The sequence below is a fragment of the Aquimarina besae genome (assembly GCF_042434905.1).
Lineage (GTDB): Bacteria > Bacteroidota > Bacteroidia > Flavobacteriales > Flavobacteriaceae > Aquimarina.
In genome coordinates, this window is sequence record NZ_CP170199.1 from 2,483,823 (window position 1) to 2,496,958 (window position 13,136).

13 protein-coding genes are annotated in these 13,136 nt (G+C 33.0%); all 13 read right to left on the bottom strand.

Annotated features, from left to right (window positions below; all coding sequences use genetic code 11):
- Nucleotides 1–17: 17 nt before the first annotated feature.
- Nucleotides 18–1,490, bottom strand: coding sequence for a T9SS type A sorting domain-containing protein (locus ACE94K_RS10795; protein WP_378184008.1), 1,473 nt, complete (start codon nucleotides 1,488–1,490; stop codon nucleotides 18–20).
- 364 nt (nucleotides 1,491–1,854) lie between these two features.
- Nucleotides 1,855–2,427 (bottom strand): RNA polymerase sigma factor, encoded by a 573-nt coding sequence (locus ACE94K_RS10800; protein ID WP_378184010.1) that lies wholly within the window; start codon nucleotides 2,425–2,427, stop codon nucleotides 1,855–1,857.
- Nucleotides 2,428–3,018: 591 nt separating this feature from the next.
- Nucleotides 3,019–3,501: a hypothetical protein gene (locus tag ACE94K_RS10805; RefSeq protein ID WP_378184012.1), complete on the bottom strand. Its 483-nt coding sequence runs from the start codon at nucleotides 3,499–3,501 to the stop codon at nucleotides 3,019–3,021.
- Nucleotides 3,502–4,041: 540 nt separating this feature from the next.
- Nucleotides 4,042–5,772, bottom strand: a complete 1,731-nt coding sequence (locus tag ACE94K_RS10810; RefSeq protein WP_378184014.1) for a helix-turn-helix domain-containing protein — start codon at nucleotides 5,770–5,772, stop codon at nucleotides 4,042–4,044.
- Nucleotides 5,773–5,879: 107 nt separating this feature from the next.
- Nucleotides 5,880–6,299, bottom strand: a complete 420-nt coding sequence (locus ACE94K_RS10815) for a hypothetical protein (RefSeq protein WP_378184016.1) — start codon at nucleotides 6,297–6,299, stop codon at nucleotides 5,880–5,882.
- 166 nt (nucleotides 6,300–6,465) lie between these two features.
- Nucleotides 6,466–6,648, bottom strand: a complete 183-nt coding sequence (locus ACE94K_RS10820; RefSeq protein ID WP_378184018.1) for a hypothetical protein — start codon at nucleotides 6,646–6,648, stop codon at nucleotides 6,466–6,468.
- A gap of 688 nt (nucleotides 6,649–7,336) precedes the next feature.
- On the bottom strand, nucleotides 7,337–7,537 hold the full coding sequence (locus ACE94K_RS10825; protein WP_378184020.1) for a hypothetical protein: 201 nt from the start codon (nucleotides 7,535–7,537) through the stop codon (nucleotides 7,337–7,339).
- A 266-nt stretch (nucleotides 7,538–7,803) separates the two neighbouring features.
- Complete coding sequence (locus tag ACE94K_RS10830) at nucleotides 7,804–7,956, bottom strand: hypothetical protein (protein WP_378184021.1); 153 nt, start codon at nucleotides 7,954–7,956, stop codon at nucleotides 7,804–7,806.
- Between the two features lie 499 nt (nucleotides 7,957–8,455).
- The gene (locus tag ACE94K_RS10835) at nucleotides 8,456–10,048 is read right to left on the bottom strand and encodes a tetratricopeptide repeat protein (RefSeq protein ID WP_378184023.1); all 1,593 of its coding nucleotides are present in this window, start codon (nucleotides 10,046–10,048) and stop codon (nucleotides 8,456–8,458) included.
- Between the two features lie 157 nt (nucleotides 10,049–10,205).
- Nucleotides 10,206–10,961, bottom strand: a complete 756-nt coding sequence (locus ACE94K_RS10840) for a LytR/AlgR family response regulator transcription factor (protein ID WP_378184025.1) — start codon at nucleotides 10,959–10,961, stop codon at nucleotides 10,206–10,208.
- Nucleotides 10,962–11,098: 137 nt separating this feature from the next.
- A complete protein-coding gene (locus ACE94K_RS10845; protein WP_378184027.1) occupies nucleotides 11,099–12,229 on the bottom strand; it encodes an amidohydrolase family protein in 1,131 nt (376 codons plus the stop codon).
- Nucleotides 12,230–12,348: 119 nt separating this feature from the next.
- On the bottom strand, nucleotides 12,349–12,717 hold the full coding sequence (locus ACE94K_RS10850; protein ID WP_378184029.1) for a 2TM domain-containing protein: 369 nt from the start codon (nucleotides 12,715–12,717) through the stop codon (nucleotides 12,349–12,351).
- Nucleotides 12,689–13,003: a 2TM domain-containing protein gene (locus tag ACE94K_RS10855; RefSeq protein ID WP_378184031.1), complete on the bottom strand. Its 315-nt coding sequence runs from the start codon at nucleotides 13,001–13,003 to the stop codon at nucleotides 12,689–12,691. Before ACE94K_RS10855 ends, ACE94K_RS10850 begins: the two co-directional genes overlap by 29 nt.
- Nucleotides 13,004–13,136: the final 133 nt, after the last annotated feature.

A 13,136-nucleotide genomic window follows, 5' to 3' on the forward strand; every position in this document is an offset into this window, starting at 1 on the left:
TTTGTGACTTTTTACGTTTATTCTTTTATAACAAGTTTGGTGTATTGTTTGTTCTCTGCTATTACCCGTATGACATAGATACCCTTGGGCAGGCTATTGCCATTAAAATGAAGTAAATGTTCTCCTGATGATTGACGATCATTTTTTCTGATCACTATAGTATTATTTCCTTGAAAATCAGAAATCTCTGCAGAAGTGTTCGTAGAATTTTCTAACTCGTAACTGATAAGCAGGTTATCTTTAAAAGGAACCGGATATAATTTTATAAAATCCCTATGTTGAGAAGCTAGAGCAGTAAGTGCTTCTTGAGAAATCGTCTGATCCGATGCTTTACTTAAGACAAGTTTAGTTGGCAATCCCGGCTCTTTCCACTCTGTAATTCTTGTAGTCACATTACCGATGATTATATCAGTATTAATTTCTGTTTTTTTCATTAGCGAAGCGGATACGATTTCAAGATGTAAAGAATCTTCTAATGGATCATCCATTTCTTCCCAGAGCTTGTTTACTACCAAACTAAGATTATCAAAAATGATATTGTTTTCATAAAAACTTGCGATACCATTAAACTGCTGTTTATCGTACGTTAATTGGTATGCTAATTCGTCTTCGTAGGATGAATAATCTAATGAAAGTGAAATAGGAATCGAGCGTTTGATAGTTTTACCAGACCAGTCATATTGAACTAATTCACCTTTGTAGTTGCCCGATATATTATGTTGGTTTAAATTCAGTACATTTTGTGATTGTTCAATGTCGGAAAAATCCATGTCTTTTTGTGAATTATTGTTTTTGGAATCTTGTGAGTTTGATTCTTCGACCGGAGATTTAGAGATTTCCTTTTTGTTAATTTGGCTTAACAATGTTTTGCTATTGCTTATATAGTTTTCAGATAACAATGATGTCGCCTTGACCGTGTCTTTTTTGATTCCATAACCGTTTTTATAGCATATTGCCAACCAGTGTTTTGCTAATTGATAATTACTTTGTTTGAACCAAGTAATAGCTTTTTGATAATCCTGATCGACAGTGCCTAATCCTTTAAAATACATATAACCAAGGTTAAAAGCTGCTTTTTGGTGCCCAAGTTGTGCTGCTTGCTCAAACCAGTAATAAGCTTTCTTAAAATCAAGCTGGCATCCTATACCCTTCTTATACAATAGCCCCAATGTATAAGTCGCTTCTGTATATCCTTTTTGCGAGGATAATGTAATCAGACGAAAACCTTCTTTTTGTCTTTCTATAGAAGTGCTATTACCGTAAAGCATACCTTTTACAAATAATGTTGGCGGATCATTATTTTCAATACAGTTTTTGGTCAATGTTGCTATGTCTTCTATAGTATCCGGGTCGATTTTATCTATATTAGAGAAGTAATACACTGCGTTATCAATTTGTTTTTGACAATCTGTTATCAATGTTTCCTGTGCACTTGTATGAGGGGCTATAAGAGATATACTTATACATCCAAATAAAATGAGTTTTTTCATAAGTTGATGATTTAATAGTTATTGATTCGTTTCTTACTAATTGTTTTACTATGAGTTTAGACAATAGATTTCCAGGCCTCGTAAAAAGGCTGTTTTTGGCTTTCAACGGAAAACCGAACTTAAATGCTGGGGTATTGTGATCAGTTTAGTGGTGTAGCAACTTTATCTGTAAGTCCTTAACTGATCGTTGTTTTCAATTGGTTTTTATATCATATAATAAAGGTTGGTTATTATTATGTGTCTTAAATAATTGAATTGTTACCTGCCTTTTTCTACTTTTTTTAAAATTTGTGAGTTATAAAGTATTTTTTTTGAGTTTTAGACTAGGAGAATCAATAATGTTCTAGTAATTTTCCAACAAGGACTAAGACATAACCAATTCATTATATATTGGATCACTTTGTACCATCTTGTTTAAATGTTCTTTGATCAGGTATTTCTTTTTTCGGGTATAACCTTCTGAATAACCATTGATATTGGCTATATCTCGCATGCTTTTTCCTTCAAAAAAGAGGTCCAGTATATATTTGCTACTATTACTAAGCCTGCTAAAGTGTTTACGATATATCTCTAATTGATGTTCATACGTTATGCTTTCGATTATAGAATCGGATAAGTCTATTACATTTTTTTTATTGAGAACCTGATGTTCTATCTTAAGTTGTTTGCGTAATTTATTCCTCCACATGTTTTTGCAAACCCCAATGAAGTAAGCGTGAATGGAAGATACAGGAAGTTTCAGGTGGTCAGAGCGCAGTTTATGATATAATAATACCAAGCCTTCTTGAAAAATATCCTTTACATCTTCTATGGTTCCTTGATTTTTCAGAATGTATTTCTTTACATAGGGCAAATTCTTTTTATAAAATGCTTTAAGAATTTCACTATCTCCAGCGACGATTCCATCAATTATTTGTTGTTTTTTTATTGAGTTCATGTTGGTTTTTCTTTACTTTTTTAGATCTATTATATTTTTAGTTTTATATCTAACACTTCGAGTTTACTGAGCCTACCTAGCCGGTAAACAGTAGTGTTAAGGTATAATTGTAGAGAACTTGCTTGCAACTTCAGGGCTATATACTATTTAGTACTTTTTATTTATTTCTATACACTAAATAAACATAAGTAGGTGTTCAGGCTTGGGACCAGGCATTAGGGGGATCATTTTTTTTGGATGTAACCCATATTTGGGTTGTCAGACCCCATTTTTGGATCGTTTTAATCTATCTTTGGATTATTATAATAGCTAAGACCCTCAATGATACCCTAAATTTTGCCTGTTGATCCCTAAATTTAGACTTTGGTGAGGGGGTAACCCCTTACCGATAGGGCTCAGAGCCTTATCGGAAGTCTAACTATGGATCGATGTAATCCAAAAATAGGATGTTGGATGCTAAATAGTTCTTGTAATTTGTCATTCCTGCCCTTCGACTGTCGCTCAGGATAAACTCCGTAATGAATCCATTAACTTCATTGTTCAGTTTTGGATTCCAGCTCAAGGCCGGAATGACAATATACTGATCACCCTTTACTCTTCACTATTGGAAGTGCCGGATGTCCCCGTACGATTAAACAATACTTTCATATCCTCATGAACTGCTTTAGCGCCGGGTTCATTTTCTCCAGCAAGGAATCGGATCATTCGATAAAAACTTAATGCATTGTTATAATTATCGTGGTCTAATAAAGTTTTAGTATCTATAAGTTGGGTGGATAGATTCTCTAGTAATTGGACTCTACTTTCTATTTGCTCACGTGAGGTGTAATCTCTATCAAACTCATCCTTATCCACAAATCTTGGTACCCAATCAGGATGTTGTTCCATGTAGTTTTTGGCTTTGTCCACAATCAGTTTGTTTTGGTTGGCGATGCGCCCGTATTGTCTTCGCTGATCGGGAGTTAGGTTTACGGTCTTGCCTTGCAGGATTTGACGTATTCCTAATAGGTGTCCGTCTAATTGTGCTAATTCTTCTTCTGTAAAGCTTACGCTTATCAAATTCTCTAATGCCATGTTTTTAATTTTTCTAATTTTTACTGTATATCCATATATTTCTTCTCCCCATTGCAGGGGGAGATCCCGATGGTAATCGGGAGAGGGGGATGACCCTGATTTTTGATAAGTGCACTTGTTGTTCTGGATCAGGGCAAATGTAATGGAGAGAAAACGCTGGATGCAAGGAAAGTTAGTCGGAATTTATGAATTCTGACCTTATAAAGTAGGCGAATTAGAGCCTACTTAATCCTAGCGAAATAAGCATTTCTGCTAGCTAATCACATAGGATTAACTTTTTACTATTCAGTGTTTTGAAATGATATTTATTGGATCACCCATTTCATTAAATAAAGGCGATTATTTGTCATACTGAATTCATTTTCAGCATCTCTCCTCACTCTTATTTATTTGTCATAGATGAGATACTGAATCAAGTTCAGGATGACAAAATGAATTATAACATACTAAAGAAATTCAGCAATATTTATTGTGAAAATTATCCAAGCGTATAGCTTATTATTGACGCTAACTCAGCATAAACTATTTAAAGGTCAAAAATTACGCAGCGTTTGAATTCTTTTCTAATTGTTTAATAAAATAGGATGGGTATATTCCTGTTTTTTTATGGAAGATGGAGGAAAAGGATTTGGCGTTTGTAAAACCGATTTCTTGTGCAATGGCATCAATAGTATATTTTCTAAATACTGGATCATTTTTTAATTTGTGCACGATGTAATCAATTCTAAGATCATTGATATAGGTACTAAAGTTCTTTTCTTTATGGGTGTTGATCACTTTAGAAAGGTATGTAGAGTTGGTACTTACTTTTTTGGACAATGAACTTAAATTACAATCCTGACGTAAGAAATATTCTTGCTTTTCTAATTGATTTAAACGAACCAAAATTTGGTGTACTTTAGATGCATCGATAGCGACTTTCTTAGGTAGTGTTTGTAAAGAATCGGGCTCTCGTTTAAGATTCTCTAAATGATCAATTTTGCCCATCAATTCATCAAACTTTAGCGAGTTAGATTTTTGTTTTCTATGATATGCATATCCTCCTAAGAGTAATAACAATACTAATACTCCTGAACCCAAATAACTATAGGTTTTTAACTTTTCACTAGCAGCATGTTTGTTTTTTAAGTCTCCAATTTGATTTTGAAGCTTTTCTGCATCTCGTTCAAAAATCTTATTAGCCGTTTCATCCTTTTCTTTTTGGTAAGACTCCATTAATATCAAATATTTATCATGCCAATCCATCGCTGTTTTAAAATCCCTTTTTTTTCCATAGCAATTGGCTAATAGTAAATAGGGTTGGATTACGGAAACTTTATGAAAATCATTTTCTTTGGTTGTGGTTGTGATTTTTAAGAGGTACTCAATCGCCTGGTCATAAAGGCCTTGTTGATAATAACAACTTGCTAAAAAGTAATTAGTCAATTCATTAAGAAAAGACTGCACGCTAATTTCATCTTTTTCTAGTAGTTCTTTTGATTTAAATAAGTAATTAAAAGCTTTATCAAAGTTCCCTTTATAATAATAGACCATTCCTTTTTGAATATATAGGAGAACTATAATGCTTTTGTCCTTTAGTGACTTACTTATTTTGATTCCTTTATCGGCAAAATATAAGATTGAATCATATTTTTCTAGGGCCATATAGACCTCATTGGTTGTAGTTAACAGCCGTGCGTGATTCTCTTTGTTTTTATATGAGGATTTCTCTATTAAATTTAACATTCTTTGTGTTAGCTTATAAGCCCTATTTAACTGCCCCATTCTTTTTAATGTAGTAACAATACCTGATAGTACAACAATTTCTCTATTTAAGTCATTAACTTTTTCTGTTAAATCCAAAGCATAAAAATAGGAATCTAGTGCATTTTGATATTTAGCATTATACAAATGAGTATGACCAATACAGATATGAACAATTATCAGAAAGTTTTGATTATTTAATTTTTTAGAAATAAGACCTGCTACTTGAAAATATTTGTAACTTTTAGTATAATCTTCCTTTAATAAATAAAACCACCCTAATCTAATATATGACATTGCGGTTGTCGTATCCTTCTTAGTTTGATACAGTTTCAAAAATGTATTTTCATAAATTTTGATTTTATTAGAATCAGAAGATTTAATTAAATCAATCAGTTGTCTTGATGTTTTGCTCTTCAGACTATCAGGCACTTTGAATGTTGTTTCCTGAGCGGAAATATCAATTAAATTTATAAAGAAAAATAAAAGAAAAAGAATGAAGTGAATTGGTTTTTTCGAAAGAGACATGCTAATCTAACTTTAGTTCTAGTTATGAATTTAAACACAGACTCGGAAAAATTTGATTCATGGGTTTAAATTTAAGAACAAATGTATAAATTTTCTTACGCCTCAGATTAAATAGTAAGTTCCAGATTTCCGGATACTAAGCTAACGTGGCAACAATCGCTACTAACCGTGTAGTCACTGCTAACGACTTCTTGGTTATTAATAAATCCTCTAAATCTAATTTGTTGTTGCTGATTTACTCCAATCATATCATCTTCGATCAATGGATATTCTCCAAATTGTAATGCTTCTTCCAGTTCGGTTGGTGTTAGAGAAACGGTAATATTCTCTCTGTTTTCGAGGTTAATCACTTCGTAGGAGTCTAGCGCTACAGGATTTTGATTCTGATCGGTTATGGATACCGAAATTCTGACCAATACTAACGTACAAATTGCATCTTCACAATCATCGTTATTATCACAAGAGGTCTGTGCTTTTGCTAATAATAAAGTCATGAATATTACTAATGATTTAAATGGTTTGTTCATTTTTATCTTTTTTATAAGATGTGCTAATGTTTATAGGGTTGTGTAAAAATCACGAGTTACAAACCATGCTATTTGTCTAAAGGGTGACTTTAGCACAAAAAAAGCCAAAAGATCGAATGATCTCTTGGCTTTTTTAAGTGAATTCTATGGTTATGAAAACCTATGATTACATAATCTGGCAATAGCCCCAGCGACAAAAGAATTTTTCATTTTCGCCCCATGGTAATGAGTTTAGAGCACTACAATCGGCGTGAGTATTACACTGCATCCCTGTGTTACCGCCGTTAATAGTTTTTTGCTCGTTTTTATTTAAAATCTGAGCTCCTTTTAATTGCATTAATTTTTTCATGTTGTTAAAAGTTAATTATTCTAAGATGACCACGAGCATTTTAAGACAGTCGTGGTTTTCTGTCTGCGTTGTATAGAAACTTGTAAGCGTTTGGTGTATCCTATCATTGAAATTTATAGATAGATCAAACATCCTTCTATAGCTCTTTGTCAAAGTGAGGAGACTATTGAGCTCCCTTCCTTTGAAGGAAGGACTGGTGATGGATGTTTTGTTATGAATCTAAAATACGCTCCTTAATCCCTGCCTGACTGCTAGGTAGGCTCCCTCAAGTAGGAAACTTTACTTTTTATAATATCCCCTTGAGGGGATTATAGGGGTGTTTTTTTAATCAAAAGCCAATTCATCCGAGTGCTTCGACCCCCAAATAGAAGTATGCTTTGACAAGCTCAGCAGGACTAATGAGAATAGAAACATTTGGTTCAAAAAGCTATTCTCGATACCCTCCAGAGACGGGCAGGCAATCCGCCTCGAGCGGATACTACCATTGGTGTATTTTGTGTCAGTTTGAATTTCAGACCTTTGTCATGCTGAGCTTGTCGAAGCAAATTATTATATAAAATCCCTTCGACAGGCTCAGGGTGACAACAAGGATCATTAGTAAAATACGTCTGTATATCCACTGGATAAAATTTTTATTAGATGTCTCGAATCTACCTGATGGCAGACAGGTTGACGCTTTTTGAACTATTTAATTAAATGAACAAATAGAAAGTGTTACAACGTTTCCGTTAATGATTTTTTCTACGCCGCAACTTCCGGAGCAGCAATCACTATCATCTACACATTTTCTGGCTACTTGTTGGCATCCATAGATGCCACCATGAATTGATTTTTGGTGTTGTTTTTTGAGAACAGTTACTCCGTTTACTTTTAGAATTTTTTGAATCATTGTGTGTTGATGTTTAAAAATGTAGTTTCTTTTTTAAATATTTCTAAGCCTAAATTATATGAATCCACGTGAATTCGGAATGATTATCCTTGTTTTCAGTGTTTTAAAGTTCCTTCTCCTAGGACGACATTGTAATAACAATGGGCGAGATTGCGCCTATGGATTAGGATGAGGGGATTTTCACATCAAAACCCTCACCTTAATCCCGGTCTACCGCAGGCTGGCTCTCCCAATGGGAGAGGAGACTAAAAAAGTTTCGGTTATTACTAGTCTAATTGTTCAAAACAGCGTCCAAAAGAACAACGACCACTGCAAAGACTAAGACACTGATCACCGTAGTATGTTCCGGCTTTAATGGATTGCTGTTCGTTTTTGTTTAATGTTGTAACTCCTTTTAAATCTAAAATGTTATTAAGCATGATATTATGTTTTTAATTACCTACTCTGTCCATAAGGTTTTCGGTGGCCCCTTGATCAAAATATAGTGTGTATTGCATTTTGATACGGTTACGAATGTAGAAGGTAATCAGGGAGAATAAAAGGGGAATGTGACCATTTTAAACAAAATAGCCATAAAAAAACCCTGCATATAAGCAGGGTAATAGGTGTTTTGAAAATACCGTTATTTATTTTATGTCATAACAATAGCCTACTATTTCTCCATCTTCTGGTTGTTGACTTGTAACAACACTAGTTCCCCCTTCTATCCGTTTCATTGAATCCGTACTGATCCTTGCTATGTTTAACTTTTTTAGACTGATGTTTTGTGTTTTGTTTTTTTTCATTGTAAAATGATTTTTTGATTTGTTAGTATTTCTGTTTTTATCAGAAGTATAAAAATGTATTTCGTAGAAATATATTTGATTTTTTGGGTTTGTACTAATTGCATATGGCTAAATTGTTTAAAATAGTCATGATTTACACCTCTATTTCTGATGCTTTGTGCTGTTTGTCAATACTCTTTATATAATACGATGGATTGATCCCAGTTTTTGCTTTAAAATGCTTCACCAAGGAGTAACTACTTTTGTATCCAATTTCTGAAGCGATGGATTGTATAGAAAAGGACCGGAATTTTTTATCATCTTTTAATCTTTTTAATACATACTCAATTCTTAAGTCATTGATATACTCGGTAAAGTTTTTCTCTTTGTGTGTGTTTATAGTTTGGGATAAATAGGTAGCATTGGTTTTTAACTTCTTGGCCATAGATCGAAGGCTACATTCAGATTTCAAAAAATATTCTTGTACCTCTAATTTTTCCAGTCCTTTTATAATATCGTTTATGGTATGATTATCAATAGTTAGTTCTTTTTTCGGTTCTTCGTTAGCTTTTGTTTTTGCTTGAATGGATTCTAAAATATTAATTTCCTCCATTAAGTTGTGAAACAAGTTTTTATTGGATCGTTGTTTTTTAAAATATAAGAATATAACACCTATGAATAGGATGGAGATGATTAATATAATCAAGAATGTTTGGCTTTCATTTTCTGCCTGTTTGGACATAAGTGCAGCAATTTCTTTTTCATGAATGATATCTATAGTTTGATCTTTATCTTTTTGATAAGAATCATTTAGGATTACATATTGACGCTGCCACAGATTTGCTTTTTGGTATTCTTTTATTTCATTATAACAATTGGCTAGTAACAAATGAGATCGAATTGCCGGAGGTTTATAAAGATCATTTTCTTCAAAGTTTGCGATACTGTTTCCCAGAACCTCAATAGCCTCTTGATAACGTTGCTGTTGGTAGTAACAACTTGCAATAAAATAGTTGGTGTTTATCGTAGGAAATGATTTATTGTTTATTTCTTGTTTGGATAGAATGTCTTTTGCTTTAAATAAATAATTTAGAGATTCTTCATGTTTTTTTTGGTAATAATACACCATTCCCTTTTTAATGTATAAATCCAAAATAGCTTCTTTATAATCTAACTCTCTACTGATCTCCAGTGCTTTTTCTGCATAATATAAGGTTGAATCATATTGTTCTTTATCCAGATATACCTCACTGGTCAGAACCAAAATACTGACGTGAGCTCCTTTTTTATTAAACTTAGTATTTGGTATTAACTTAAGTGAATGGAGGGCGGTTTTTAAAGCTTTATCTAACCTATTCATTCTTCTTAGGATAATTATAAGTCCTGCTTTTGCTTTAATTTCTAATTCTTTATGTTTTGTTAGTTGAGCAATATCTAGAGCTTTTGAATAGGCCTCGAGAGCATCTTTATTTTTTCCATCCCTAAGATGTACGTGCCCTTTTCTGGTGTAAATGATAGACACTAAAGAATCATTTTTCAATTCTTTAGCTATTATTTCTGCTTTTACATAATACTCCATACTTTTTTTATAACTCTCTATATCATAAAAGCTATTTGCTTGTTTCAAATATGTTAACGCATCTTTGATACTATTCTCTTGTGCATCAATAGAAAATGGATCAAAGAATAAAGAGAAAATTAAAAAAAAGAAGTATTTGCCGAAAATGGCTTTATGATGAGTTGTCATTGTGATAGAGATGTGTGTCTTCAAAAGTAAGTAATACTTTTATTTTTTTATAGTTTATCTATCAAGACCATAAAATGTTACCACCCTACGCTGGTATTTACGTTTAAAAAGGTAAGAAGTAAAAGAGCGTAGAACGGATAAGAAATGGATGTATCGATTACTCCAACCATTCTTTAAAATCCTTGACACGTTCTCTGGCTACAATGATTTCTTGTTCATTAAAATGATGTAGTTTGATCTGTAGTCTGGAATTGGTATAAGATATAATATCTTTAATGGCATTAATATTAATATAGAACTTGCGGTTTACCCGATAGAATTGCTGAGGATTCAGTTCATCTTCTAATGATTCTAAAGTTGTATCTATAAGGTAATTTCGATTATCCGTCGTATGTAAATAGGTGCCTTTGTTTTCAGAATAAAAACATTCAATATCCTCTACAGAGAATATTTTGAGATGTTGACCCACTCGAGCTGTAAACCGTTTTTTATACACCCGATCCATAGGATTAATTAGCAATTTTTTGATATCCTCAAAATCAACCTTTAGCGATTGGGTAGAAGGGAGTTGGTTTTTATATTTTGTCACTGCAGCTTCTAATTCTTCATCATCAATTGGCTTGAGGAGATAATCAATACTATTAAGTTTAAAAGCTTTTAATGCGTATTCATCATAAGCGGTTGTAAAAATGATAGAACTTTTGATCGTAATGGTGTCAAATATTTCGAATGACAAGCCATCACTTAATTGGATATCCAGAAATATAAGATCAGGATGTTCATTGTTAGAAAACCATTCTATAGACTCACTCACAGAATGTAACATGGTATTCACCTTAATGTCCAAATCATCCAGCATTCTACTTAATCTTCTGGCAGCTGGTTTTTCGTCTTCTATGATTAGTACGTTCATGTTTTTAAGTTACAAAGTTATATGGTTAAACAGTCACAACGCTGTAAAGTTACAAAGTTTCAGAGTTAGAGCGTTGCTAGGTATAGAGAATCAAAGTTTTAAAGAATCCAACGATCCAAGAATCTAAATAATCTAACTCATTCTATTTTCTTTCCTGCTTTCCAAATGGTTTCAATAGTTTTAATATTTTGGATATCGTTTATAGGGTTTTTACCAAGTAATAAAATATCTGCAATATATCCTTCTTTTATATATCCTATTTTTCCTAAACCAAATCGATCAGCAGGATAAGAGGTAGCTCCCCTAAGAACTTCTGTGTTAGGAACACCTGCTTCAGAAACTAAAATTAATTCTTTATACAGATCAGTACCGTGATTAATATTAGCGTTTGGTGGATCTGTCCCCATTAATATTGGCACTTTTGCATCGTATAGTCTTTTTACTTCGGTTTTAAGAAACTTCTCAACTTTATCTGTTTCTTCATCACTTTTTTTAAAATATACTTTTTGTACTAAAATATTGGTCAGTAAGGTAGGAATCACAAAAAAGTCTTTGTCTTTTACCAATTGGTTCAGTTGATCATCTGTCATTGGTTTATCAGTCCAGATATGTACCAAACCATCTGCATTATTAGTAAGTACTTGAAAAGCATCTTCGACCTTAGAAATATGAACTACTGCTTTTTTATTGTTTTTATGGGCTTCATTTATAATCTCTTTTACAGTTTCGTGAGATAGCGTTGGTTTCCATGGTTCTACAATGATTTTTATGTGATCCACATCTGCCTTGACTCTGTCCTCAACGAACTTTACAGCATCCTCTGGTTTTGTTAGTGTTGGAACGGGAAACCCATATTGGGTTCCGTGTCCTTCTGGTGCAGTAGCCGCATATCCTGCCACAAAAAAGCGAGCATAAATGGTAGAATCCTTCAAGGATTTCATCATTTTCTGATAGGGCTCTACTCCGTGCATATCCAATACGTTTAATACACCCGCTCTTGCTGCTTGTTCTAGAGCGTTTGGTACCCAGGCATGAACATGGCAATTGGTCATTGCAGGCATTAAAAATTTTCCGGTTCCATCAATTACCGGAACGTCTTTGCTAATTGATGGCCCTATTCTAGAAATTATTCCATTTTCTACAAGTATTGATGTTTTGTTCACTACATTTTTGCCATCAAAAAGTGTCACATCTTTTATTACAAAAGATTCCTGTGCTTGAAGTAAGGCTATACAGAATAAAAAGATAAGATGAATGTGTTTTTTCATGTTCTTAAGTTTTTTCGATACTAGATTCTTAAATTTTTAGATCTTTAGATTGATTTGATTCGTTGAACTTGTATCCTTGTAAACCAATAATTTACTAATTCAGGAATCTAATAATCGTTTTACTCCCACAATTGTTTTTCTTTATCCTCTTCGTCCATATACTTTCGGATTCTGCGTTCTTCCCAATCTTTATCAAACATAGGATTAATTCTAAATGCTTTTACCGCGTGAAATGCCAGTCCGATTCCCCATCCAAAAGCAGCCCATAGAAACCACGCATATCGCCATTCGTTTACATAATAGTTGAGCCCTGCCAAGAATCCAATAATTAATACATAAGAAAAAAGGTTGTTATAAAACTTCTTAAGCTCGTCTACGCGTTCTTTTGCTCGTTCATATCTTTTTTGTTCTTCAAAATCTTTCATGATGATTAGTTTTTTGTTTATGTTTTGATTGATGTTATAATACGTCCATCGTATCATCTTCATCCATTAATTGTTTGATTTTACGTTGTTCCCAGTTTCTTCCAAAAATAAAATTATGTTTAAAAACACTTAATCCGTGAAACAATAGTCCTATGCCCCAAAGAGCGGGAGTGATATAGAGATGCCATTGACCCCAGTTTTTGAATCCCTGACTTTTGAAATTAGTATTGATAAAAAGTATCACAAGATTAATAACAATGTAAATAGAGAGATGAGTGTAAAATCCTCGTTCATCGTCTACTCTTTTTTTAGCGATTTTATATCTTTTTTCTTCTTCAGAATCTTGCATGATGATTGGTTTTTAAATGGTTGTTTTTTGGATTTCAGCCTACGCTGGAATGACAACAATCTATTGTTTTTTACTTTTTCTGCCATTCCGGCTAAGGCCGGAATCTATTTCTTTTGTAATAAATCTTATTTTG

Excerpts from the sequence above, each read along its gene's own strand:
- ACE94K_RS10795 (WP_378184008.1), bottom strand. The coding sequence starts at position 1,490 with ATGAAAAAACTCATTTTATTTGGATGTATAAGTATATCTCTTATAGCC.
- ACE94K_RS10800 (WP_378184010.1), bottom strand. The coding sequence starts at position 2,427 with ATGAACTCAATAAAAAAACAACAAATAATTGATGGAATCGTCGCTGGA.
- ACE94K_RS10805 (WP_378184012.1), bottom strand. The coding sequence starts at position 3,501 with ATGGCATTAGAGAATTTGATAAGCGTAAGCTTTACAGAAGAAGAATTA.
- ACE94K_RS10810 (WP_378184014.1), bottom strand. The coding sequence starts at position 5,772 with ATGTCTCTTTCGAAAAAACCAATTCACTTCATTCTTTTTCTTTTATTT.
- ACE94K_RS10815 (WP_378184016.1), bottom strand. The coding sequence starts at position 6,299 with ATGAACAAACCATTTAAATCATTAGTAATATTCATGACTTTATTATTA.
- ACE94K_RS10820 (WP_378184018.1), bottom strand. The coding sequence starts at position 6,648 with ATGAAAAAATTAATGCAATTAAAAGGAGCTCAGATTTTAAATAAAAAC.
- ACE94K_RS10825 (WP_378184020.1), bottom strand. The coding sequence starts at position 7,537 with ATGATTCAAAAAATTCTAAAAGTAAACGGAGTAACTGTTCTCAAAAAA.
- ACE94K_RS10830 (WP_378184021.1), bottom strand. The coding sequence starts at position 7,956 with ATGCTTAATAACATTTTAGATTTAAAAGGAGTTACAACATTAAACAAA.
- ACE94K_RS10835 (WP_378184023.1), bottom strand. The coding sequence starts at position 10,048 with ATGACAACTCATCATAAAGCCATTTTCGGCAAATACTTCTTTTTTTTA.
- ACE94K_RS10840 (WP_378184025.1), bottom strand. The coding sequence starts at position 10,961 with ATGAACGTACTAATCATAGAAGACGAAAAACCAGCTGCCAGAAGATTA.
- ACE94K_RS10845 (WP_378184027.1), bottom strand. The coding sequence starts at position 12,229 with ATGAAAAAACACATTCATCTTATCTTTTTATTCTGTATAGCCTTACTT.
- ACE94K_RS10850 (WP_378184029.1), bottom strand. The coding sequence starts at position 12,717 with ATGAAGATGATACGATGGACGTATTATAACATCAATCAAAACATAAAC.
- ACE94K_RS10855 (WP_378184031.1), bottom strand. The coding sequence starts at position 13,003 with ATGCAAGATTCTGAAGAAGAAAAAAGATATAAAATCGCTAAAAAAAGA.